The following is a 24,132-nucleotide window of genomic DNA, read 5'->3' as shown; positions in this document are numbered from 1 at the left end:
AATCAATCATTTCCCATCATTCGCTTCCACACGGAAACGCTCAACAAATGTCCGCAACTCTCCCGCCACACCGACCAGGTTTTGCAAAGCTCCAGAAACCCTTTGGGCTTCTTGGGAGGTTTCTTGAGCGGTTAACTCAACGGATTGCATCACTTGGGCAACAGCACGGGATGTTTCAGTTTGCTCGATAGTATCCGCAGTGATGGCACGTACTAAAGCATCGATCCGGTTTGCCACTTGCACAATATCTTCGAGCGATCGCTTGGCTTGTTCTGCTCGTTTAGTACCTTCAATCACCTGTTGGGTGCCTTCTTCCATAGCGGTCATCACTGAACCAGTTTCACTCTGGATTTGCAACACAATATGTTCAATATCCTTGAGTGCTTTGGCTGACTTATCAGCGAGCTGTCGTACCTCATCTGCAACAACAGCAAAGCCTCGACCAGCTTCTCCAGCTCTTGCCGCCTCAATACTAGCATTGAGTGCTAACAAATTCGTTCGGGAGGCAATGGTAGAAATCGATGTAACAATTTTAGAAATTTCCTGGGAAGATTCTGCCAAACGCTTGACTTTACGAGTCGTTTCTGCTACTGTTTCACGAATTTGCAAAATTCCTGCCACAGTGCGCTCCACAGCCTCACCACCTTTGAGAGCGGTAGCCGAGGCTGAGCGTGCAACTTCCTCAGCTTCTCGTGCACTTTCTGCCACCCGCTGAATAGCATCGGTCATCACTTGTACAGAGTTCAGGGTTACGGCCAGTTCCTCAGCTTGCCGTAAAGCATCAGAAGACAAACTACGGGCAAAGGACTCACTATCGGTGGAACATTTGGTCACCTGACGGACTGCCTGCTTGACTTGTTGTACAATTTCCCGTAGGTTTTGAATGGTCAGGTTGAAGGAATCAGCAACTGCCCCCAAAACATCAGCAGTTACCTCTGCTTGTACGGTTAAATCCCCTCGTGCTGCCCCTTCCACATCATCAAGCAATCGAATTACCTGGCGTTGGAGGTCTTCTTTGGCCTGTTCTTGCTCTTCTGCCTTTCGTTGTGCTTCAGTCATCGTTGTCAAGATGACTCTGGCCATTTGGTTGAAACTATGGGCTAACTGACCCAATTCGTCCTGGGAATAAATCGTAGCATGGGCATTGAGATTACCCTGAGAGACTCCTTCAAACTGGGTTTTCAGGTTTTCGGTACTACGTCTAATCTGCCTAGCTGTAATATTCCCCACAGCCAAAGTCGTACCAAAACTGGCAACACCAGCGGCTAGGGTCATCATAATACCAGTATTTCGCACATGATTTTTGAAGGATGGATCATCTCGAACCATGTATTGAGCTCCAGCACTAACCGCCGCTACCACCACCATTGAGACCGCGCCAGTAATCAAGGCAGTCATCCAATTCTTCTGGTTGACAGGAGCGTTTTCTATCGGAGCTAGTGGACCTTGCTCAATACTAACAACTAGCTCTTTGTCAATGTCTTTAGTGGGATTATAAATAGGAATTGGCTCGGTGGCACTACTAAGGCTAAATAGCTCCTCATTGCCAGTGGCTGACGGATAATCATGATTGGCTACAGCACTTACACCACTGGTGTTCATATCCATTGACCCAGTACTTCCGAGTGTTGAGCCAGTACTGCTTAAGACATCAAAATCACTATTGTCACCACTCTCATTGGACAGTGGTTGCTGATCATCAACAGAGAAATCAGGGATTGAATCTAAATCATCATCAAATAGGTCAAACTCATCTAAAAAACCCTCTTTTACCCCTTGATGTGCTTCAATTCCTGACAATATTTCCTCTTCTGATTCCGTTACATCATCCATTGTCCAAGAATCATCATCAAAGGATTCCAAATTAATTTGGTTTGGCCTTGGAGAGTTGAACCCATTTTGTTCGTAAGCTGAGTCCAAAAGTTGCTCATCCGAGCCATAGTTTTCCGATAAATAGGGTTCAGTAGAGTCAGTCGCCTCATCATTGAGATATTCTAAGTCCTCTTGATTGTCAGCATAGGCTTGAGTATCCCCCGTTGGTTCCTCAGGTTCCAAAGACTGCTCGGTGCTGGCATAATTTTCTTGGGTAGTCGCGGTAGGCTCAGAACTTGGAGTCGGGTAAAAATGCTCCTCAAGCTCTGCTGAATTCATTAACAGGGTTGCAGCTTCAACAAAGGAATTCTTTGATTGCTCCTCGATATCGCTAAACTCGTAATCCGGCAGGGATTCTAATTCTTCTTCAGCCAGGACGTTAAACTCAACTGTGCTATATTCACTAGTTAACTCTTCTGAACCATAAGATATATCTTCGTCTAAATTAACTTCAGGAGACACCATAAATGTTTGTAGACCCTCCTCTTGAGAGAGTTCAGGAAAGTGTCCTTCTGTGCCATTATAAGAAGTCTGACTACTGACAGGGTTCACATCGAGTTCTAAATCCTCAGAGGCAATTTCCCAACTCTCTAAATCCTCACTGTCTTCTTCTAGGTCACTAACGATACTAAAGGGGTCTAGATTAGAAGAAGACTGATAATCTATGGTGCCTTCATCACTAGTGGAATCTTGAAAAGAATCGTTAAAGGGTGAGGTTGATTCTGAAGCAAAATCATCAACCCCTGTGTTTTCAAAACTTAAGCTTTCCGGGTCAAATTCACTGATATCATTAAAATCAGCGAAGTCTTGCCAATTTCCTGCTGTGGGTTCTGCACTCAACTCCTCAGTATCATCTAGTTTTAGCTGTGATGTATTGACATCATCATCAGGTGATAACCCAGCCTCCTGATCACCATTTGTAGATTGCTGGGCGTACTCTAGACCGTTGTTGGCATAATTCACAAAATCTGGTTCAGAGGTCAGATTGAGTACTGATTCATACTGTTGCCGAGCCAAATCGTACTGCTGTAGACCATAGCAGTAAATATGACCCCGCAGTAGCAACGCACTGGGTTCATTAGGGAAATACTCAATCAAACGATCAACGAGTGTTGCCGCTTCTTGGTATTTGCCCTGCATATAGGCTTTTTCGGCTTCCCCATACTGCTGGGGGTAATTTATACTGGATGCCATTTACCTCCTCCCGAAGCATTAAAAATTAATTTAATGTTTAATAATAATTAATCCCACTAATTTTTAATGTTCAATTTTTAATAATTAGTTTTAGGCTGCCCACCTTGCTGAGCGTATAATAGCCACATGATCAAGTAGTCGCAGAACCTGATTAGACTCAATATCTAGCAACCACTCACCGCGTAAGAAAGGAGCCATACTATCGGCAACATTGGTAGGCATATGTAACTTTTCCACATCCAGCCAGTCTGTACAGACAATTTTTTGAACTGCCAACCCCAGCATAGTGTCTTGATCTTCAATAGCAATAACGGGGATTTCCATACGGTCTGTATTTAAAACCGTTTTATCCCCTAGAAACTGACCCAGATCTGAGACCCAAATTACGCGCCCACGTCGATTGAAGGTCCCCAACAATAGAGGGGAAGCATTAGGAATAGGAGTAATTTGTTCAGGACAAGGGTCAATTACCTCTTTGATACCAGTAGCAGGCAGAGCAAATTCATCACCAGATGGCAGATAAAACCGCAGGTATAGTTCGCCTTCAGGACTTTCCAATTCCTGCAATTCTGGGGCTTGTTCAAGAGCCGATTCAGTTACAAAGTCCGGATTAGCAACCATTACCGTCAAATACCAATATATTTATCTTCTGAGTAGCTGTCTAACTGTTCCAATCAACTCCGTTGGCTGAAAAGGCTTCGCAATGTATGCATCTGCACCTTGCCTCATGCCCCAATAGCGGTCGAATTCTTCGCCTTTTGAAGAACACATCACCACTGGCACATTCTGAGTTTTGGGGTCAGCCTTAAGACGCCGACAGACCTCATAGCCATTCATGCGTGGCATCACTATATCCAAGACAACTACATCTGGACAATACTCTAAAATATGTTCTAAAGCCTCAACACCATCACTGGCAACATCCACCTTCAAACCACTACCTTTGAGGAGGTCTGAGATCATCTGCCGTTGAGCAAGGCTGTCTTCTACAACTAAAACTTTACTCATAACTCCTAGCTCGACCCTCGGGAAAGGTCGTGAAATTAAACCATAGCCCGATTTGGGTCTATAAACTGAATCATGATTACAGTATCGCTCATCTATTGGTGGTGATACCAAGAAAGACTAGATTTTTCTTGAATTTGTGGAAGCCCCTAGCTTGACCAGTGGGTTTAATTAGGATAGTGTTGGTTAATGAACTGATGGGTTAGACGCCTGTATTAATAACTCAAAGGCTGACACAGCAATATTTTCCCCTTGATCTAATTCTTTGGTCAGGGCATTACTATCTTGGCATTGTTCGTTGGTCACCTCGACCAAATGTATTTCTCCAAAAGCATCAATAACTCATGATCTCCGAAGGGCTTCGTTAAGTAGTCAGTTGCGCCTACCATCCGGGCTCTGACGCGATCGATAAAGCCATCTTTGCCTGTGAGCATGATGATGGGGGTTTGCCGAAATGCTCTGGATTGGCGTAACATGCCACAAAGCTCATAACCATCTAGGTCAGGCATTACTAGGTCACAGAGGATGAGATCCGGTTGGAGTTGAAAAACCTGACTCAGAGCCTTTAGGGGCTTCTGAATTGCTGTAACTTTATAACCTTTGGCTTCTAGGGTATATTCCACAGCTTTTCCAACTGCGAGATCATCATCAACACAGACAACAGATCGTGTAACTTTCTTCAACTCCCATTGCTCTTCAATGGCTGGCGTATCTGCTTCTTTGGGGGTCACCATTTGGATTGACCCCTGTTGTACATAGGGATAAATAGCCCGAGCTACGGTGATCAGGTCGCGATGGAGATAACGGGACAACTGGCGTAGAGAAGTTTTGCCATCTACCCAACTGCTGATGAGTCTAAAGGATTTTTCGGGCAGTGTAGCCTGTAACTGGTCATGGGCAGTAATCATTGGACACTGATGGGGAGATTGGATATGAGGGCACAATTGCTTCCACTCCTGCACCTGCTTCATAATCTCTGTGACCAATGGTCCTATTTCTAAGGTAGTAAGTTGCGGTGCTAATGCCGGACCAATTTCAAATACAAAGTAGCCATGGTGAAAGCTCAGCAAATCAAAAAGGGTTTCATTAACCATGCTTTGAATAATGCTTCGCCCTTGGTTTGGTGTGATCACATGCTTTTCTAACAAAGCCCAAAGATAACCATACTCTAGAGCATTGGTAGCCGCAATGGACAGACTTTCCAATTCCTTGAGAGCATCATTGGCTTTATAGCGGCGCAGATAATCATGCAGGCGCGACAAGCTCCCATCGCTGTCAGCAGCATAGGCAATCTGGCCATTCAGGAAGAAGACAAACCAATAAGGACCGGGACTTGGTAGTTTTGGCTGCTGGTAAAGTCTACCTGAGGCAAAACGATGACTGCCACTATTGCTAGCCTTGCTACTAGGGTGAGAGCTGTATGCCTCGACTAAGAGTTCCCCGGTTCGCTGACCTAGCTCGATCAGTTGCAGGATGCTACGGATATCAATTTCACTCAAAGTTCCCTGCATTTAAAGACAATGTGCTCCTAACAACCTGTTGATGTATCTGAGATTATGACCTGTCATTGAGTTAAAGGATGCCCATAAACTGGTACTGATCTATCTTTGCTCAAGAAATGGCTTAACTGTACAATGAAAATATCCCCAAAAATTGGGTGAGGCTAGGAGAGTTGCTAAGGAATCACTTCTGTAAGCCAACTGGTGGAAGCTTAGCATGGCTGCAGACAGCTAACCAAAGCGCGAAGTAACTGATTAGCGGTAAGACTGGGATTTTGACGGTTACTGGAAACTTAAGCTAAGATGTCCAAGGTTATAGGTTAGGACTTTAAACACCATTGGATAACATATAAGCATATAAATTAAGTATATTTATTTGAATAGGGATTAGGCACAAGGGAAGAAAGTGATGGGGTAAGATGTTATGTTCAATCTAGAAAATTCGACCCTCTGGGTGGATAAAATCTATGGTTCGGGAAACTAGACGGGTTGGGGAAACTATACCCCCTCTGTGGGAAGATTCCTAAGACTATCCTCATCAATCTATTTCTATTCTGATCACCTTTATTGATTCGCAGATCAAGTCTGGGAAATACCTTAAAATACATTAAGTGTCTAAATATACTGACTGCCGTCATCCTTTAAAGGACTAATAGCCTTAAGGAGAAAAAATAGATCGGTTGACCAATAATCTCCGAAAATTACCACCCTGTAACCCCTTTGGGGTTAAGCGTTCAAATGTGTTAATCAAGAATTGGGCACAATACAATTAAAAGAGGACGATCAGTGTGCTGTATCTCGCAGAGGTAAGAAAGCAGAAAACTGGGTTTATGGGTAGAGCTCAGGCCGAACTCAAACTGCTGGCTTTTCAGCGGACTGACCAGAGTTGGAATAAGGTGTCTGGGGAGGAAGTGCTTCCGACAGAACAAGCCAATAACTTTGGTGATGGTGCGTTGGTGATTGTTAACCTGAGTGGGAATCGACAAATACAGGGGACAATCGAGGCAGCGGGGGGAAGGTTAGTCAATCTATTGCAAAATTTCTCTCGCTTGCTAGAAAAGTCAAAAAACCAGGAAGAAGAAATTGAGCAGTGGAAGCAATCTTTGACCTATCAAAGTCAAGAACTCAACCGTCGCGAGATGGAAATGGAAGCACGGCTTGAGCAGATGCAAACGATGGAGGAGGATTTTTCTAGAATAGAGCAACAACGCCAAGAACTGGAAAGTTCTCAGACAGAAACTGCTAAACTCAGCCAAGAATTGGAGCGTAAAAGTAAGGAGCTTGAAGGGGCTTGGGAACAACTCCGGGGACAGCAGCTACGCTTAGAAGAACAAGTTTCAGATGGTCAATACTCTGCTGGTTTAGATGCTCAGCAGGCTGGTGTGATTCAGCAATTGCTCAATGGCTTATCAGGAGGAGCAGAATCAACACAATCTGTCTGGGAACCACTGAATCAAGCCTTGGAAGTCGTCAAGCATCAGCATTCGGTGTTGGATACTCACTGGCAGCAGTTAAATGAACAGCGTCTATTAGCTCAAAAATTGGAAGCAGATGTTAAGGGTCAAGGGGAAGAAGTCCAACATCAAACCCAACAACTACAACAATTACAAGCATCCTGTGAACAGGCAAACCGAGAAAGGCAAGTGCAGCAAACCAATCTAGAGATCAAGGTTGAATCAGCTAGGATGGTGAGTCTGCAACTCCAAACTCAGCAAAAATTATACCAAGAACTGGCTCGAATGGCAGCAACATCAGGGGATGTCAAGATTAGCCAAATGGTGGATATTGCAGCACTAGAAAAAATGCCCTTGGGTGAGTTACAGGATATAGTTCAGAATTTGCAGCAGGATTTGGAAAAAGTTGTACGCTTCGTCAATGACCAAGAAGAAGAACTAACACTCCAACACCAAGGGATTGAAGAACTACAAGAACAGATTAGGGTCGCTAGTGAGTACGATCGTATTAGTCTAGAAACCCAGTTAGCAGATGAGCAAGACCGTTACCAGATGCTGGACAGAACCTTGGTGGGTCAACGCCGGACTCTATGGGAACGAGAAGAAATTCTAAATCAGCACCTACGAGTGTTGCGACTGCGGCAAGGAATTGTGGATAGTAATGGTCAACAAAACCAGAAAATTGACTTAGGACCAATTTTGATCGAACTAGAAGCACAGTGCAAACAACAGTCAGATCAATTGCAACAACTAGAACGAGAAATTGAACAGATGCGCCTTAGGGTTAGCCAAGCTGAAGAATTGATGAATCAACAAACCCAAGAAAAGGATGCTAAGCTGGCTCAGGTAAAAAATTTGGAGGAAAGTTGGCTCTCCAATCAGGTGAAGGTAGCTCAACTTTGGGGCAAAGTTCATCTCTATGAAAAAACCCTACAGCCATTGCAAGATGCTCTCAATGAACTTCGACAGAAGCTGGATGCGATCGCAAATGCTCTGAATCACATCCAGAAAACAGGTGATTCTCAACAACAAGCGATCGCTCAAATATCCCAAATCATCAGTAGCTTAAGCCAATCTCCCGAGTTGGCAGCTTCTTAGGTTTAAGGTTTAATATTAAATGTTGTTCGCCCCGTATTCAGTGTAGGGTAGGTTGAATGTTAAAGGTTGAATGTTGTTCGCCCCGTATTCGGTGTAGGGTAGGTTGAAGGAGAACAATTTCTCAGAAACTCAGAGATAGAACTGTTTAGTAGTTCATACTTTATAGTTAATACTTAATACTTCATACTTCGGTATTAAGAATAATCCATTCCTCTTCTACCAAGGCTGTTACTCCACCAGGAAAGGATGACGTTCGAGAGCGGTTGGGAGCAGCAATTAAACCAGTCACGGCTTCGATTTGCTCAAAGCTCAGGGCTTTGGTTTGGTTTTCCTGAAGGAACTTCCGAATCACACGACGTTGCAGAGCTAGGGGAGCTTGCTGTAATACCAGACGATTCAATCGTGGAGGGCTATTGCTACCAGGATCTTCCTCAACCCTAGGTACTGCCATGGCTTGCTTTTGGATTTGCTCAGCAGTGTTTTCGAGATATTCCACGTCTGCTCGCAAGATTTCAGCAATTTGGGACAAGGCTGTCTCAACTTGTGGGTTGAAATGGGTTTTTAAATAGGGGATTAGCTCTTGGCGGATGCGGTTACGAGCATAGTTAAGGTCTTGATTGTAAGCATCTACCCAAATGGACAGTTGCTGCTGCTCGCAAAACTGGAGAGTTTCGCTACGGGATGTGTCAAGTAGGGGACGCACCAGACTTACTCCAGGAGCAAGAGGTCGTTCCCAGGTCAAGGCTTGCAAGCCATCAGTGCCTGAACCTCTGATCAGGTTATAGATGACTGTTTCAGCGCGATCGCTTTTTGTGTGACCTGTGACAACAGTGGGGTAACCTTGAGTTTGGGCAATGTCAATCAGGGCTTGATAACGCCACTGCCGCGCTGCTGATTCGCTCTTTGTCACTTCAGGGGCAGTTCGTAGATGAAATGGAAGCCCCCAACTTTGAGCAATTTGCTGTACATGAAGGGAAATTCCTTCATCATAGGGCCAACGGTGGTCACAGTGGGCGATTCCTAGCTGCCATTTCCACTTGGGCTGTAAATCTAGCAGTAGTTTGGTTAGGCAAAGGGAATCTTGCCCACCGGATACGGCTACTAAAACCTGCTGATTCTTTGGTAGTAGCTTCTTTTGCCGCAGGGTTCTATGTAGCCGTGCATGAAGAGGTGTCCAACTCGGTATCTCAGACATTAGAGTCGTTATGAATGGTTATCCAAAACTTTTAAATTTTGAATTTTGTAGGTCATAGATACCCTAGAATCCGATAAATCCTAAACGCTCAAGGTTCTTGAAAGCTTTGAAATCGGCATGTTCACTGTGTTCACTATGATGCTTCCATGTCAACATTTACCACAACATTTACCAATACACTATTATTTACCCTTATTTAAGTTCATTCATTTCCTGCCAGACATCATCCATTAGGGAATTATCATCACCGTTTTCTGATTCCTCATCAAAGGAAATATCGTCCAGTTTAAACATGTCTTCATCACTATCATCAGACATATCACCCAGATCAAAATCATTACTACTGTCTGTTGATACTGCTGACAAATCCAGCAAATCTTCTTCCTCTGCTGTCGGTGATTCTACGAACTCTATATCTTCTTCACTATCGGAAAATTCTCCTAAATCAAAGTCATCTTCAGTATTGGTTGTGGTTTGTTCGAAACCAATATCTTCCTCATTTTCCGACTCAGTATCGGAAAAGTCTCCTAAATCAAACTCATCTTCACTACTAGTTGGGGTTTGTTCAAAACCAATATCTTCCTCACTTTCCGACTCACTATCGGAAAAGTCTCCTAAATCAAACTCATCTTCACTACTAGTTGGGGTTTGTTCGATAGAAATATCTTCCTCGCTATCGGAAAAGTCTCCTAAATCAAACTCATCTTCACTACTAGTTGGGGTTTGTTCGATAGCAATGTCTTCATCTGCATCAAGTGTTGGTTTAAGTGTCATCTCATCAGAGATAGCAGTTGAGGCATCTTCTTCCAGTTCTTCAGCTAGTGATATTCCAGTAGCAGTCACAGCGGCTGTGGCTGCTCCAACTCCAAGCTCCAATCCAGAATCATTGCTAGTTTCTGGCTCTGTGAGGTCTGGCGGTGCTGCTACCTGGGTTGATGTGCTTTGTAATGTTTCACCACCAATAGCTGATATATTATCAACATTATTCTCAGCCTCGACAAGGCAAAATTCTAGATTAACTCTTACCTTGCCTTGCTGCCAGTCATTAGCATAAAATTGCAACACTTCACAGGGAATACCCGATTCGCTAAACCAACTTTCCTGTTCTGGAGTCCATTCATCCCCTAAAACTTCTACCAATTTCTTTTTGATAGCAACTAAGAATTCACCGACCCTAAAGGTACGGTTTCCAATAAAGATTTGAGCAGATTCATCCACTGATAGTACTTCACCAACAGCGAGTGGCTTGAACTGATTATCCACAACTATTTTCCCCGATCAAACTTTTCGATAAGCTTCCATGCCTAGAGGGCAGGAGTTTCATTGTCAGCCATGCAAAGCGCGAGTGGGGGAAACCCCCCCAGGTCGGTAATGGTGCCCTTGACCCGTAATTAAATTCGCCACGGGTCGCACCTCTGCATCGCTTCCCAACCATAGACCCAACTATTCCTTTGAGTCAAAGGTAGTTTTCCTAGGCTTAATTCTCCGATGCCTCTAGGCATTAAAGCAGGTTTTCAGTAGAAGCAATTTAGGGCATGCACTCAATCACGGAAATATAGAGTTCTTAGAAGAACCAGCCGTAGGAATGTAAGCCTTTACCCAATAGATTGACTCCCAGATAGCAAACCCAGACAACTAGAAGTCCTGTCCCTGCCAAAATTGCTGGTCGGCGTCCTTGCCAGCCACGGGTAATGCGGGCATGGAGATAGGCAGCAAACACTAGCCAAGTAATTAATGCCCAGGTTTCCTTTGGGTCCCAACTCCAGTATGAACCCCAAGCCTCGTTTGCCCAAACGGCACCGGCAATAATCCCAATGGTGAGCAGAGGAAACCCCAGCCCAATAATACGATAGCTGATATTATCGAGAGTGTCGGCAATATTAAGCCTCTGGGGTGAGAGGGTGGGTGCTGTCGATACTGATGGTACGGGTGAGTCGGGGGTAGTTACTAAATCGAGCACTGCTGTAGTACTAGCTGCTTTACTCTGTCCCAGTTCAGCTAAAGGGGATGAGGTATCAGAGGTAACTAGAGGCTGAGAAATTGGTTGATTACCGTTGCGCTGTAGTTTAAAAGTGGAATTCCCTGGTATGTTATTCGATAAGTTAGTCTTGCTGCGATAGCCACCAGTCCCGAAAGAACTTCCTCGCAGTTCCACCTTCTGACCACGGGTAATTACTAAAAATGCGATCGCTACCACGGAACCGACCATCAGGGTGGCGTAACTGAGCATCATGATGCTAACATGCATCATTAACCAATTGGATTTCAGAGCAGGTACCAATGGAGCACTTTCCTGCATATCTGGTGGTAGGGATAGAGCCGCAAACGCGGTAATTCCCATGGCGACTGGTGCAGTAGCCACCCCTACCAATCGGCTGCGACTCATGTTTTCAGCAATTAGATGAACTGTGGTAATTCCCCAGGTAAGGAAAAACAGGGATTCATAGAGATTACTGATCGGGAAGTAGCCCGCCTCTAGCCATCTTGCTCCGAGTAAGGTAGCAGTGCAAAGGTTGGCGGTTGCCATCCCTGATGTTCCTAAGGCTGACAAATAAGGAATTTTAGGAAAAGCGGCTCCTACCCAGTAAATTAACATCGTCACAAACAGGACGAAAAAGGAAATATTATCTAATTTGTTCTGGAGTGTAACCAGATCCATAAAGCGTTCTCTCTTAAGTCTTGTATAAAGCATATATTATTGCAGCATTACTACTATCCTATCCCTTCGATCTGCCCTTTTTGATAGAGTTCTAGTGCGTTATAGCCCTACGCGCAAGTCAAAAATCGAAATAAATGTAAGGGAGACCACTCTGAGGAGCAAACAACCAAACTACGTAGAGACCTATTGGTACCAACAACAACTTCACCGGCCAGTTGAGTTGTAATTTCAGACCCCTTCGGATACTGTAAACCCCAGCCATTGAGGCTGCTAAGCTAACTAACAGCAGAAGCACCCAGAAGCGTTCCATACCAATAGCGGTTAAGTAGACTTTTTGACCAAATTGGATGTCAGCTGGGTGACCCCAGAGATTCTGGATGACTAAACTGGCTTGTGTGAGATTGGGGATGCGGAAAAAAATCCAGGCAGTAAACACCATAAATTGGGTCAAAAACCAGCTGACTAAGACCCCTGACCAACTTTGCCACCAACGTTTTATGCCATCTCTATTTTCACAGAAAGCTTCGGTCAAGCGATGAAGGACTAACGCTAGACCATGCAAGCCACCCCAGGCTACAAATCCCCAAGCTGCTCCATGCCAGATACCAATAATGACCATTACGATGAATAGGTTAACGCAGGTACGAGCAACCCCTTTACGGGAACCGCCCAAGGGAAAGTAGAGATAGTTACGGATCCAATCTCCTAGAGTGATGTGCCAGCGACGCCAGAAATCCGCAATGCTGATACTGAAATAGGGAAAATCAAAGTTTTCTGGAAGATTAATGCCCAGTAACACTGCACTACCACGGGCAATGTCTACATAGCCGCTGAAATCGAAATAGAGTTGTAAACCGTAGGCAAAGATAGCTAACCATAAATCTCCACTACCAGCCCGTTCTATATTGCCAAAACACAAATCCACAAAAATCCCAATGTGGTCCGCTAAGAGTGCCTTTTTAATCGCACCAGATGTAATCAACCAAAGTCCTTCTGTTGCTCGGTCAAGATTTGGAAATTGTAGGGTTTTAAGTTCAAGGGCAAACGGATGATAACGAGTAATTGGACCAGAAATAAGTTTAGGGAAAAATAACTTATAAGCAGCAAACTGGAGTAGATTACGAGTTGCAGGAGCCCCACGATAAACATCAATGATATAAGCAATACCCTCAAATATAAAGAATGATATTCCTAGAGGCACAATTAAGTTATCCCTAATCCAATTAGCCCCATCTTGGGCAATGGTAAAGTTGGGAATTACTGCTAAGTTGGACAAGAAGAAAGGAAGATACTTGAAGCCTAGCAAAAAGATCACATTTATGAAAATACCTAGCCACAGTAGTCTTAATCGTCGGTTATTCCAAAAACTATCAGCTAATAGCCATTCTTCATTGGAGAGATGATAATTAGTAGCATGGGAACCAGCAACTGTATTCGTCCCTAGTGCTTGTCCAAAGTAAAAATTAATTAGGGTAATCAATACCAAAAGGGGAATATATTGGATTTGTAGTGAAGCATAAAATATTAGACTGCTAATTAATAAAACCAAAAGTTTTAGTTTAGGAGAACCTGTGGCAGCTGTAGAAGGTTGCACCAACCAGTAGATTCCCAAAACTGCTAACAATAAACAGCTGTAGGTAATCGAAATAAATGACATAAAGATAAAGGATTAAGGATGTTCCTCTGATACCGTTACCGTAGGGTAGGCTGAAGGGTTAATATCGTTTCGCTTTGAATACTTATAGCGGTTTGCGTGTAGGTTAAGTATAATTACGAATCTTGACTACTGAGTACTGACTACTGACTACTTGTTCTTATGGTAATTAGCGCGGGTTGCAAACCGCTATATAATTATTGGTTGTTATTCAATTTAAAATTAATAATTTAATCACTAATCACTAATGACCAAGGCATCATTGGATCTTTAGCCAACTGGTTAGAAACTTGGTAAGCACCATAGCGGTTGAGATGGCTGGGGTCGGAAAAGTAGTCATGTTTAGTTAGCAACATTTTATTGAAATCTCGGAAAATCAATCCCCCTTCTAAATCAAAATTGTACATGTATCGCTGAAATTGTTTCTCATATTTTGTCCGCACTGGATCTAAATATTCTTTAGTCAATGGTAGGTTGACCATAACGATATTAATGTCATGCTTCTGGGCAAATTCCATCAAATTTATTAGGGCTTTGTCTTGCTGACCTCCTAGCTGAAAATACCGATAATCACCATCATAAATACCGGGAACTTTAGGATGTTTCTGGTAGTAGGTAGCGGTGTTAAAACGAGTTGACAGGGGCAGGAAGCCATCAAAGTCAATTTTCCACGTTGGTAATAATGTATTTTGAGGCTTTTTGGCAGTCTGGGTTGTGTCTGGTTGCAGGAACTTTTCTAGGTCAACCAACTTTTCCTGTAACAGAGATTTGAGCTGGCTTCGGTGAGGATAAGTTAACGAAATTTTTGCTATTGATTGATTTAGCCAGCCACTAATGAACTGATAACTATCATTCAAAACCTCTAGAGGTTGGTCTGTGGCATCTGTCGGTAATGGCGGTTCTTTAGTGCGGTTCGGAAAAACTCCTGCCATTAGAGCTTGGTAGCCTGGTGATGCGATAATCGAGTTGTAGGTAGCATCCACTCGACCATTGTTAAAGGCTCTGACCCCATCAGCCCAAATAATCAATTTAGGCAGTTGCTCCGGAGTTAAGACGCGCCGAACCATGAAGTCTACTACCTGAGCTGTGGCACCATTAACCCCAAAGTTAAAGACGTCAATGTCAGGATAGCCCTGTTCTTCTAAGGCATCTTGGAGGGCAATGGGATCGATTCCCCGCATGGCTCTGGAACTCCCCATAATCAGTACATCAGGGATACCACTCTGAAGCAGGCGTTGTTGGTACAGAGCTAGCTTTTCATCTAACATCTGGTTATTGAATGAAGGATTGGGCGATCGCGCTGCAGCCAGCATGGCTGCCATGGTGGCATTGCCGTTTTCATTCATAATCACCATGGTATCCCCAGGAGCAGTAAACCCAGAGGTGTTGAAGTTTTCAGTCCCGAGACCCGCCCCTTTCTGCAAAGATATTTGGGGCAAAGCAATGGGTTTCGGTGATGAGTTAGTCACTGCCTTTACTTCTGCTGATGGTGAGGCTTGAGACTGTAGGAGCTCACTAAAACGCCAATCTGTGATCAGTGTTAGTAGTAATCCGGCTACGCCCCATACCATGGCTACTGTTACGCCTTGGATAGATAATTTCCCCTTTGCCTGTCTCTTGTCTGAGAAGGCTCCCATGTCTTGGTTTTCTACAGTGGGTACAAATAGCTGAGAGTAGCATAGCAAACGCTGGAGTATGTAAACTAGACCATCAACTGCTCCTTTTAAACCCTGGTTGAGATCGTGGTGGGTTAAATCACGACGCAGTACTGGTTCCCCAGTGGAAGTTACCAAATCACTCAGGTAGGCATCTGAGGCAGCAAACTCTGGGGTAGCTTCTGGGACTAGACGCTGTCGATGAACAAAATCAACTCCATAGTTCCAGGAGGGGGAGGTAGCACCAGCCCGACGTCCATAGAGCCGTAACCCAGTAATTTCCGACATAGCCAGCTGCTCTAGGAAGCGGGTAATTTTTCGAGTGACCTGAGATTTTCGAGGACAGACCGTTGCCTCGCTCATGATGTGCAACAAGTCTTGTTTACGGCGAATTTTCACCCTTATTCCACCTGTTACCAATCGTTGGTCAATGTCGGGATTGAGTAAGCGTTCCAACAAAAAGGTCAAGGCATGGTGATGCCCTGTTTGAGCTAAGGAATAGGTGGATTCTCCTAAACTTTGGTGGTCTGCTCCTGGTAAGTTGAGCCAATGAATCCAGGCTGGGGATTCGGTTTCTGGCAGTAAGGAATTGTTGACAGCTTGATCATTCTTTCCAAAGGGGGGTTGGAGAGAGTCAGCTTGCTGAGACAGTAAGGTTTGACTAGGGAATTGACTTGAATCTACACCATAAATAGTGGCACCATGGATTCCTTGAGGAGCAATTAAATCCAGTACTGAGGCAATGGCACTGACTACAGTTTCTTTTTCTGGGGCAATAGTTTTCCGGCGGTGGATGAAGCTACAAAATACATGTAGGGTGCTTTCTTTAAGAATGGCTCTAACGGTTATTCCCACTGCTGCCAAGCCCTGATTTAATAACCGCTGGATTGCTTCTACATCTCCCCAACGAGCCCATTCCTTGAGGACTTGTTCTGGAGGGGTCAAATCCACTCGCTGCTTCCAATCAGGAGTGGCTTCGCCACTTACCTGAAAGCAAATCACGGCATCCCGAAACCCTTGGAGTTGCAAGGAATGTAACCGGTCGATGATTGGCTCAGATAGTAAGGACGGATCTGGGCTGTAGTTAGAATTACAAATTATCCAGAGCCGTCGGTTAGGGGGTGAAGGGTGAAGGTTAGAAGTTGCCCCTAAGAATCTTCTAGCTTTGGAATCTTGATTTTGGATCCGGACTTTAACACTGACACCTAGGTAACTCAGGGATTCACTGAGATAACGAGCGATCGCATCTGGCGAACCAGAACGGGCAAGACTTTCGTTTGAGACAGTTAAGTCCGCATCAGTGGTTATGGCATCGAAAGACGTCTGGGAAGATTGGTTAGAAGCATGAGTGGTATCATCGGTCGGTAGTTTAATAGCAATTTGCTTAATCCAGTCTGGACGCTTCTGGCCCACTCGACGCCCATAAACAATTATTTGATAGATCGGGTTTGCTAAGTCTAGGGGAAACTGAACTTCTCCCTGTTGCAGTTTCAGGGCTTTGATAAGGCGGTTGACCACCTTATTTGCTTCTACTCCTTGAGGGTTTTCACACAGAATGTGCAAATTGTTCCCTCGCAAACGGATTCGTATGGATAACCCGGGTTGCCTAATGGCACAATAAGCCCACTTGGCAAGGGAGGACGGAGGAGCTTTTGGGAGACGCTGATCGACATCCAACATCACAAATTGATTAACTGGACTGGTAACGGACGAATGATTTCTTCATATCTTAGATGCTCGCCTTGATTTAAGCACAATTTTCTGAAGACTACTTATTTGTTGGGCAAATAAAATTAATGTAGCTGACAATAGAGGTTGAAATCCTCACTCACAGGACTACATGACAATCGGTTCCCAAGTCAATACTACTCAGGTAGCAGCCCATTGCTGCCTAACTTCTGCTCTTGTGCCCCAATGTTAAATTTTCGGCTTTGTTTAGTTCATTTGTACTAAAACTAACCCAGATGTCTTCTTCTAAACCCGAAATACCAGAAATCAGGTCTGCTGACCTGTTTAATTTAGAAATGCCCACAAAATTCTTCGTAAGTCTAGGCACTGCTCCAATGCTCTTAGGTATACTCTCAATACAAGCTATCGGTTCATGGTTAGAAACCACAGGTATTAGTAGTGAGGAAGTGTTTCGAGGGGAGAGATTGCCTGTTCTCCCCTTCCCAGATTTGGAAAGGGATGATCAATAATCCAAATTTGCTGTTGTTTTTGCTATGTACTACAAAGTTGCTCCTAGTCGTGGATACTGCCATCGGGCAAAACTGCCCCCCTTAGGTTTGCCCCTGTCAGTTTCACCAAGAGCTTACCATTAGAACCCACTTTAGCTCCACTCATGTCAGCTCCACTCAAATCAGCTCCACTCAAATCAGCTCCAATCAGATTAGCCTCTCGTAAGTTAGCCTTACTGAGGTTAGCTTGAAATAAATTGGCTCTAAATAGATTAGCACCTTCGAGGTTAGCCTCAGCAAGATTGACCCGATGGAGAAAGCCGTCTTTTAGGTTAGCCTGACTTAAGTTAGCGGATTGGAGATTCCGATTTGAGAAATCTCTTTCTTTGAGGTCTGCTCCCCTAAAATCAGCCCCACTCAAGTCAGGAGGGGCTTTGGGAGCCCGAGTTTGAGCAGTCGTGGATGGCTGGGTTCTAGAGTTACCGGGGGGCTGGGCAGTCCGAGCTTGGGCTTGAGTAGTCCGAGTTTGGGCGGGAGTGGATGGTTGGGCTCTTGATTCAGCAGGGGGCTTGGTATTCTGAGGTTGGGCGGGAGTGTATGGTTGGGCTCTTGATTCAGCAGGGGTCTTGGGAGTCCGAGGTTGGGCGGGAGTGTATGGTTGGGCTGTTGATTCAGCAGGGGTCTTGGGGGTCCGAGGTTGGGCGGGAGTGTATGGTTGGGCTCTAGCGTTAGCAGGAGTCTTGGGAGTGCGAGGTTGGGCGGGAGTGTATGGTTGGGCTCTAGCGTTAGCAGGGGTCTTGGGGGTCCGAGATTGAGCGGTCGTTGATGATTGGGCTCTAGATCGTTCTGGTTGTTTGTATTTGTAATAGTTTGGTGGGTTTGGTTGCGCTGATGGTGGTGGTTTTGGTCTGGGATTCGAATTACGATAATTCCGATACTGTGTTCTGCCCCTAGCTTGTTTTTGTGAAGCAGTGGGTGATTTATGATGCGATCGCAATTTTTCTCGTGCCTGATTGAGTAACTTAAGTTTTTCTTCAGCTTTTTGCTTGAGGCGAGGATTATCCTCAGGAACACGATCGGGATGCCAAATAAATGCTAAATCCTTGTAAGCCTGGTTCACTTCTTCCGGTGATGCTCCAGGCTCCAGTTCAAGAACTCTATAGCATTGCTCTAGCTCATTTTGCTTCACCACCATATTATGTGTAACCTAGCGACTTTTCCTTTCTCGACTCTAGACTATCAACTATAGGCTTGCTTGTGTTGTTCCTATAGTCTACAGACTACAGCCTAGGTAAGCATTCAGCGGTCAGCTATCAGCTATCAGCGATCAGTTACAAGCTATCAGTGTGTCGCGTATCAGCTATCAACCAAAGGCAAAAGGCCAACGGCTGACCGCTGACTGCTGATAACTGATCGCTGACTGCTGATAACTGACCGCTGACCGCTAACTACGGTTCAATTCCTTACTGCAGGATTGTAGCTACTTCTTTGGCAAAATAGGTCAAAATTAAGTCAGCACCAGCCCGCTTCATGCTAGTTAGGGTTTCCATCATCACTTTTTTCTCATCAATCCAACCATTCTGACCGGCTGCTTTAATCATGGCGTACTCACCACTAACATTGTATGCAGCAACGGGTAAATTAGTATGCTGTCTAACCCGGTGGATAACATCCATATAGGCTAAAGCGGGTTTAACCATCACCATATCTGCCCCTTCTGAGATATCCAAGTCAATTTCTTTTAGGGCTTCAAGGGCGTTAGCGGGATCCATTTGGTAAGTCTTCTTGTCACCAAATTTAGGAGCTGAATCTAGGGCATCCCGGAATGGTCCATAATAAGCGGAGGCGTATTTAGCGGAATAGGCCAAAATTCCGACATCAGTGTAGCCTTCACTATCTAGAGCTTTGCGAATTGCACCAATGCGTCCATCCATCATGTCGGAAGGCGCAACCATATCTGCCCCTGCTGCAGCTTGAGATAAGGCCATTTTTATCAAAACTTCCACGGTGGCGTCATTTAGGATAGTGCCATCTTCGGTGACAATGCCATCATGACCATCACTGGAAAAGGGATCAAGGGCAACATCGGTAATTACTACCAGCTCTGGAACTTCTTGCTTAATTGCTCTGATGGTGCGTTGGATTAATCCATCAGGGTTGTAGCTTTCAGTACCGGTAGCATCTTTCAAGTCTTGGGGAATGAGGGGGAAAAGTGCGATCGCATTAATCCCCAGTTCAAATGCCTCGGTTACTTCTTTGAGCAATAAGTCCAGAGAATAGCGGTAACACCCTGGCATGGACTTAACTTCTGGTTTGAGACCTTGACCTTCCATCACAAATACTGGATAAATCAGGTCATTAACAGTCAGTTGAGTCTCTTGAACCATCCGACGAAAGGCTGCTGTACGGCGCAGACGTCGAGGCCGATGGGTTAATTGGAGTTGGTCCGAGGCTATTGACTTGTCAATCAAGTTGGGTAAGGTCATAGTGAATCCGGAAGTAGATGTGAACTTGAGTTAAGTCTGTTAAATTCGTGAGGTTCATTATCAAGCATTTTGGTTTCAAAAATTCTTCTGCGCAATAAAACTTTGATTTTGCTGGTTGACTTGACTAGTGACGGTTGGTTGTCAGGGATGAAGGGACTGGTCACTTAAGAGGAGTAAGGGATAATCCGGTGATCGGTCTGGGGTGAGATCAGCTGCTAGATGTACTGGCATGATTTCCGCGAAACTCGACTCTAAACGTTATAAATAGTAGGGTGCCTTCATCATGCACTTACGGGTAGAGTTATTTATAGTTATTTATAGCTTCATGAAAGAAAAACAGCTGGCTGAATTTTCCTTGTCCGATGGCACTACGTTCCTGGTGGAGGTCGAAGAACCAGAAAGCAACGCCATTGAACGGGTAGCTTTACCCTCTGGGAAGTATGTGCTTAAAGCTCAACAGTCCTTTGAAGAAGCACTGGAAAAGGTTAAACCTGTGGCGTCTACGATTATTTCCAAATTGCGTGACCTCGATACTCCTGCTGATCAAGTAGAGGTTAAAATTGGGTTGAAGCTCACTGCTGATGCTGGGGCAATCTTTACCTCTGTCGGTGGTGAGGTTAGCTACGAAATTACTCTGAAATGGTCCCAAGATAAATCTAAATAAGTCAATGGCTAACCAGACCACTAATTCCTTTGAAGGGTTTAAAACCTCTATTGTTAGAATCTATCATAGCAATGGCGCAGTTGTGGGAGCAGGGTTTTTAGTATCCAACGGCTATTTGCTAACCTGTGCTCATGTGATTACTGAAGCCTTGGGAATTTTACAAACTACTCAAGAGGCTCCTACTGAACCAATTCACTTGGATTTTCCCTTGATTGCTCCCGGTCAGAAACTAACCGCTAGTGTGGTGTTTTGGAAACCTGTTTCCGAGACTGAAGTAATTGAAGATATTGCTGGGTTAAGGCTCAATAGTAAATTACCTGACTCCGCTCAACCAGTGCAGTTAGTGACAGCACAGAATTTGTGGAACCATTCGATCAGAGTTTTTGGTTTTCCCAAACGGCATGATAATGGGGTATGGGCATCGGCAGTATTGCGAGACAAAAATGCCAAAGGCTGGCTACAGATAGAAGATATTAAAGTTCCTGGGTATCAAGTTGAGCCAGGATTTAGCGGTGCTCCTGTGTGGGATGAGGAGTTAGCAGGAGTGGTGGGGATGGCAGTAGCAGCAGACAAGCGCAGAGAGAATGTTAAAGCCGGATTTTTAGTTCCTACTCAGGTTTTGAATCAATCTTGGTCTGAATTACGGCAATTGGGGCAAAATTCGACTAATTCTAAACCGTTAACACCTCGAAAGCGCCGTCGCCTTGAGCAAGAATTGGAAGATTTAGAAGAGCTTTATGATATAGGAAGGGCAAGACTTCGGAAATTGGAGAAAAAACGGGCTATTGCCAATGACCCTAGTACTGAATTTAAGTTAGATGTGGAGATCTCAGAAGAAAAAGGTAAACGTGATAAACTTAAATTGCAGATTGAGGAAATTGACGAAAAGCTTGGTTAGAACTGAGCATAATTACGCTGTCATTAGCTCTGCAGATTTTTCTGGAACTCTAAGTTAAAAAATAGAAGTATATAACCTACTAAAGGTACGACAGATATAAATCCAGATAATAGACTTGTTAGAACTGTCATTAAGACTTCTGAAGACTTAATAATTGGGATAAAACTGAAAAGTTTACTAAATATTTGGAATGATCCAAAAATTACAAACAAATTAATAAATCCGAATAAAAATACTCTCCACCAATTCCCTTTAACGATAGCTCGACTATATGCAAACGCTGCTCCACACCTTTGGTCTCTTAGGACAAAAGCTAAACCATAGTAACCGTTATTTACCCAATAAATAATGCCTGGAATAATCATCAATAATAAGCCACTGCCACAAATGGAATCAAATCTTAAATTCAAACCAATCAGAGCAAGTAAACGTGATAGCACTACCTGAATCACATTATTTAAATTCGTTTTTATGCTTAGGATGAAATTCTCTGTAATGATAGAGCAAACTATCAGTAAAACCTCTGAAAAAATAGTTGAATAAATTATAACCAATAATAACCATGATTGCCAAAAAAAAGGAACAAAATATACTTGTAAAGTATACAAAATTACTGAAAAAGGTACTAGTATAGTTAAATAGGTTATCATAAAGTTTTTGATATTTTTAAAGTAAATATAAAAAGCAATCACCAGTAATTCTATTAATCCGAGTTTCCGGATTTTAAGTTCATATAGAATAGTCATATTGATCCATAAAAAGTTTTTTTTTTAAAACAAGGTCAAATTATATGGTATTTGATATCAATTTTATGCTTCTATGGACAAAGCAACTCGCAAACCAATGGTGAGAACTTTATTGTCCGGAGGAACACCATTGCGATAGCCAGAACGACAAACGTTGGGAGGGTCCATCCAAGACCCTCCCCGTATTACCCGATGGGATTCTCTAGAGTTAGTTGTCCTAGCAGTTCCGTCTACGGGTGCATCAATATAGTTTTCATACCAGTGGTCGGCACACCACTCCCAGAGATTACCATGGAGGTCCTCTAGTCCAAAGGCATTAGCTGCTTGATGAGAGCCAACTTCCGTTGTCTGTTGACTAAAATAGTAATAACGCTTTGGTCCAGAACGGTATTCTTGAGTGCCATCATAAGTCCCTACTTCTGGAGAAATAGTTTCACCAAAGTGAAAAGGAGTAGCTGTGCCAGCACGACAGGCATATTCCCATTCTGCTTCACTGGGTAGGCGATAGGGTCTACTTGTTTTGAGTTGCAAGCGCTCACAAAACTCAATTGCCTCGAACCAGGTAACCCCTTCTACTGGCAGGTTTTCACCTGGGAAGCGTGAGGGAGCAGGTGGTAAGTCAATCCTAACTTTATCGTTCCTGGCAATAGCTTGCCACTGGGCTTGAGTCACAGGAAACCTACTCAGAAAGAAGGGAGCAACGTTAACTAGATGTTGGGGTTGTTCTCGATAGTCCCCCTCTTTCTTTGGTGAGCCCATGTGAAATTCCCCTCCTGGGATGTATACCATTTCCAATACACTTAGACTATACTTTCCCAGTTGTTCATAAAAAACTTCTGCCTGACCCCAATAACAATTGATCACCCATTTTGAACCCAATCCCATAAATCTAGGTTTTTTAATCAGTTCAGCCTTTTCAAACTCCAATTCATGTAAAGACGGAGGAGGGACTTTAACAGTATTAATAGTCCAAACTGACTCCTCAAATTCTGGAATAGGTAAAGTAACTCCTGCTACGACTAGGCGATTATGGTGGGTTGGCAACTGGTCAAATTTAGAGGCTGCTCTTTGTTCATGGCCACGAGCTAAGTCGCGCATCCCTTCAAGGTAGATCAATAAATGCTCAAATTGTCCTTCCCTGAGGGGAGTAGCTAGTGTTTCGGCTAGCTTAGACATCCGCACCCACTCTGTTTTTTGATCTAGACTTAATTGGGTCAGTTGTAAAGCTAAGTCACGAGCTGCTGCTTCAGGGTCAATATATGCTAGGGCAGTCCACCGTTGAGCTTGGGCAATAGTCCGAACAGAATTTTTGCCACTCTTGAGTTGTGGTTTTATATAAGCCAGCAGGAAATGAGCTAAAGTTTTAATGCGCTGATGATTATGTTGGTTAAATCGAGGATTGTTGTTTAGTTGCTCTAGCAATACATTTCGTGTCTCCGGCTCTATCTCGTATAGCTCATGTCCGACTTCATGACAGAGAGGGGATAGTAGTAAGTCTGCTACTGCTATCCAGGGAATCTTTAAATTTTCGTTTCGTATATCTTGCTGAAAGTTAGCCCACAGACAGTAGAGCAAATCAGGTGTCAGAGCAATGGGAAACGCGGCATGATAGGCGAAATACAGATGTGGTTCACCAAATTTATCCCTAAAGGATTGAATTCTTTGGATAATGTCTGTGGATACACTAGCCTGGATCATATAGTGTTTTTATCTGGGTTGTGAACATACGTATTGCAGGAAAAGGCAAAAGGCAAAAGGCAAGAGGCAAGAGGCAAGAGGGGCAAGCCTCGTAGGGTGCGTTAGGGACGGGCGAGCCCTCATTTTCTGCCTCGTAGCCAGTGTTGGGATAGCCCGTCCCGTAACGCACCGTCAAAGT

The 24,132-nt window shown here is 44.1% G+C and carries 17 protein-coding genes; 4 read left to right on the top strand and 13 right to left on the bottom strand.

Annotation, left to right across the window (positions count from 1 at the left end):
* Positions 1-6 precede the first annotated feature (6 nt).
* The 4 genes from BJP37_RS03285 to BJP37_RS03270 all read right to left on the bottom strand — a co-directional run bounded on the left by BJP37_RS03285 (position 7) and on the right by BJP37_RS03270 (position 5,582).
* On the bottom strand, positions 7-3,066 hold the full coding sequence (locus tag BJP37_RS03285) for a methyl-accepting chemotaxis protein (RefSeq protein ID WP_075896449.1): 3,060 nt from the start codon (positions 3,064-3,066) through the stop codon (positions 7-9).
* Positions 3,067-3,156: 90 nt separating this feature from the next.
* Positions 3,157-3,687 (bottom strand): chemotaxis protein CheW, encoded by a 531-nt coding sequence (locus tag BJP37_RS03280; RefSeq protein WP_075896447.1) that lies wholly within the window; start codon positions 3,685-3,687, stop codon positions 3,157-3,159.
* Between the two features lie 21 nt (positions 3,688-3,708).
* Positions 3,709-4,074 (bottom strand): response regulator transcription factor, encoded by a 366-nt coding sequence (locus tag BJP37_RS03275; RefSeq protein ID WP_070396243.1) that lies wholly within the window; start codon positions 4,072-4,074, stop codon positions 3,709-3,711.
* A 299-nt stretch (positions 4,075-4,373) separates the two neighbouring features.
* On the bottom strand, positions 4,374-5,582 hold the full coding sequence (locus BJP37_RS03270) for a response regulator (protein ID WP_075896445.1): 1,209 nt from the start codon (positions 5,580-5,582) through the stop codon (positions 4,374-4,376).
* A 776-nt stretch (positions 5,583-6,358) separates the two neighbouring features.
* Between BJP37_RS03270 and hmpF the strand changes: the two genes are divergently transcribed.
* Positions 6,359-8,122 carry a pilus motility taxis protein HmpF gene (hmpF, locus tag BJP37_RS03265; protein ID WP_075896443.1) on the top strand — a complete coding sequence of 588 codons (1,764 nt, stop codon included), beginning with the start codon at positions 6,359-6,361 and terminating at the stop codon, positions 8,120-8,122.
* Between the two features lie 181 nt (positions 8,123-8,303).
* On the opposite strand, the gene tilS is transcribed toward hmpF, so the two are convergent.
* From tilS to BJP37_RS03240, 5 genes are all read right to left on the bottom strand, one after another.
* A complete protein-coding gene (tilS, locus tag BJP37_RS03260) occupies positions 8,304-9,317 on the bottom strand; it encodes a tRNA lysidine(34) synthetase TilS (RefSeq protein WP_075896441.1) in 1,014 nt (337 codons plus the stop codon).
* 192 nt (positions 9,318-9,509) lie between these two features.
* Entirely contained in the window at positions 9,510-10,580 is a 1,071-nt protein-coding gene (locus BJP37_RS03255; protein ID WP_075896439.1) for a KGK domain-containing protein, read from the bottom strand.
* Between the two features lie 301 nt (positions 10,581-10,881).
* A complete protein-coding gene (ccsB, locus tag BJP37_RS03250) occupies positions 10,882-11,976 on the bottom strand; it encodes a c-type cytochrome biogenesis protein CcsB (protein WP_075896437.1) in 1,095 nt (364 codons plus the stop codon).
* A gap of 118 nt (positions 11,977-12,094) precedes the next feature.
* A complete protein-coding gene (locus BJP37_RS03245; protein WP_075896435.1) occupies positions 12,095-13,633 on the bottom strand; it encodes an MBOAT family O-acyltransferase in 1,539 nt (512 codons plus the stop codon).
* Between the two features lie 227 nt (positions 13,634-13,860).
* Positions 13,861-16,848 carry a DUF1574 family protein gene (locus BJP37_RS03240; protein ID WP_229415179.1) on the bottom strand — a complete coding sequence of 996 codons (2,988 nt, stop codon included), beginning with the start codon at positions 16,846-16,848 and terminating at the stop codon, positions 13,861-13,863.
* Positions 16,849-17,249: 401 nt separating this feature from the next.
* Between BJP37_RS03240 and BJP37_RS03235 the strand changes: the two genes are divergently transcribed.
* Entirely contained in the window at positions 17,250-17,483 is a 234-nt protein-coding gene (locus BJP37_RS03235; protein ID WP_075896431.1) for a hypothetical protein, read from the top strand.
* Between the two features lie 43 nt (positions 17,484-17,526).
* On the opposite strand, the gene BJP37_RS03230 is transcribed toward BJP37_RS03235, so the two are convergent.
* Both BJP37_RS03230 and hemB read right to left on the bottom strand, forming a co-directional pair.
* Positions 17,527-18,657, bottom strand: coding sequence for a pentapeptide repeat-containing protein (locus BJP37_RS03230; protein ID WP_075896429.1), 1,131 nt, complete (start codon positions 18,655-18,657; stop codon positions 17,527-17,529).
* Between the two features lie 268 nt (positions 18,658-18,925).
* Positions 18,926-19,948 carry a porphobilinogen synthase gene (gene hemB / locus BJP37_RS03225; protein WP_075896427.1) on the bottom strand — a complete coding sequence of 341 codons (1,023 nt, stop codon included), beginning with the start codon at positions 19,946-19,948 and terminating at the stop codon, positions 18,926-18,928.
* Positions 19,949-20,273: 325 nt separating this feature from the next.
* Here hemB and BJP37_RS03220 point away from each other — a divergent pair, with 325 nt between their 5' ends.
* Together BJP37_RS03220 and BJP37_RS03215 are read left to right on the top strand one after the other, a co-directional pair.
* Positions 20,274-20,612, top strand: a complete 339-nt coding sequence (locus BJP37_RS03220) for a CU044_2847 family protein (protein WP_075896425.1) — start codon at positions 20,274-20,276, stop codon at positions 20,610-20,612.
* A gap of 4 nt (positions 20,613-20,616) precedes the next feature.
* A complete protein-coding gene (locus BJP37_RS03215; RefSeq protein WP_075896423.1) occupies positions 20,617-21,510 on the top strand; it encodes a S1 family peptidase in 894 nt (297 codons plus the stop codon).
* Between the two features lie 23 nt (positions 21,511-21,533).
* Here the strand turns inward: BJP37_RS03215 and BJP37_RS03210 are convergent, their stop codons facing one another.
* On the bottom strand, positions 21,534-22,256 hold the full coding sequence (locus BJP37_RS03210; RefSeq protein ID WP_075896421.1) for a hypothetical protein: 723 nt from the start codon (positions 22,254-22,256) through the stop codon (positions 21,534-21,536).
* Between the two features lie 63 nt (positions 22,257-22,319).
* A complete protein-coding gene (locus BJP37_RS03205) occupies positions 22,320-23,954 on the bottom strand; it encodes a formylglycine-generating enzyme family protein (protein WP_075896419.1) in 1,635 nt (544 codons plus the stop codon).
* Positions 23,955-24,132 lie beyond the last annotated feature (178 nt).

Source organism: Moorena bouillonii PNG (genome assembly GCF_001942495.1).
Classification (GTDB): domain Bacteria; phylum Cyanobacteriota; class Cyanobacteriia; order Cyanobacteriales; family Coleofasciculaceae; genus Moorena; species Moorena bouillonii.
This window is presented reverse-complemented; position numbering and strand designations above follow the sequence as displayed.

Bases quoted from the DNA above. Each gene is read 5' to 3' on its own strand.
- BJP37_RS03280 (WP_075896447.1), bottom strand. From the start codon at position 3,687: ATGGTTGCTAATCCGGACTTTGTAACTGAATCGGCTCTTGAACAAGCC.
- BJP37_RS03235 (WP_075896431.1), top strand. From the start codon at position 17,250: ATGTCTTCTTCTAAACCCGAAATACCAGAAATCAGGTCTGCTGACCTG.
- BJP37_RS03230 (WP_075896429.1), bottom strand. From the start codon at position 18,657: ATGGTGGTGAAGCAAAATGAGCTAGAGCAATGCTATAGAGTTCTTGAA.
- BJP37_RS03210 (WP_075896421.1), bottom strand. From the start codon at position 22,256: ATGACTATTCTATATGAACTTAAAATCCGGAAACTCGGATTAATAGAA.
- BJP37_RS03285 (WP_075896449.1), bottom strand. From the start codon at position 3,066: ATGGCATCCAGTATAAATTACCCCCAGCAGTATGGGGAAGCCGAAAAA.
- BJP37_RS03275 (WP_070396243.1), bottom strand. From the start codon at position 4,074: ATGAGTAAAGTTTTAGTTGTAGAAGACAGCCTTGCTCAACGGCAGATG.
- BJP37_RS03205 (WP_075896419.1), bottom strand. From the start codon at position 23,954: ATGATCCAGGCTAGTGTATCCACAGACATTATCCAAAGAATTCAATCC.
- BJP37_RS03245 (WP_075896435.1), bottom strand. From the start codon at position 13,633: ATGTCATTTATTTCGATTACCTACAGCTGTTTATTGTTAGCAGTTTTG.
- tilS (WP_075896441.1), bottom strand. From the start codon at position 9,317: ATGTCTGAGATACCGAGTTGGACACCTCTTCATGCACGGCTACATAGA.
- BJP37_RS03215 (WP_075896423.1), top strand. From the start codon at position 20,617: ATGGCTAACCAGACCACTAATTCCTTTGAAGGGTTTAAAACCTCTATT.
- ccsB (WP_075896437.1), bottom strand. From the start codon at position 11,976: ATGGATCTGGTTACACTCCAGAACAAATTAGATAATATTTCCTTTTTC.
- hemB (WP_075896427.1), bottom strand. From the start codon at position 19,948: ATGACCTTACCCAACTTGATTGACAAGTCAATAGCCTCGGACCAACTC.
- BJP37_RS03270 (WP_075896445.1), bottom strand. From the start codon at position 5,582: ATGCAGGGAACTTTGAGTGAAATTGATATCCGTAGCATCCTGCAACTG.
- BJP37_RS03220 (WP_075896425.1), top strand. From the start codon at position 20,274: ATGAAAGAAAAACAGCTGGCTGAATTTTCCTTGTCCGATGGCACTACG.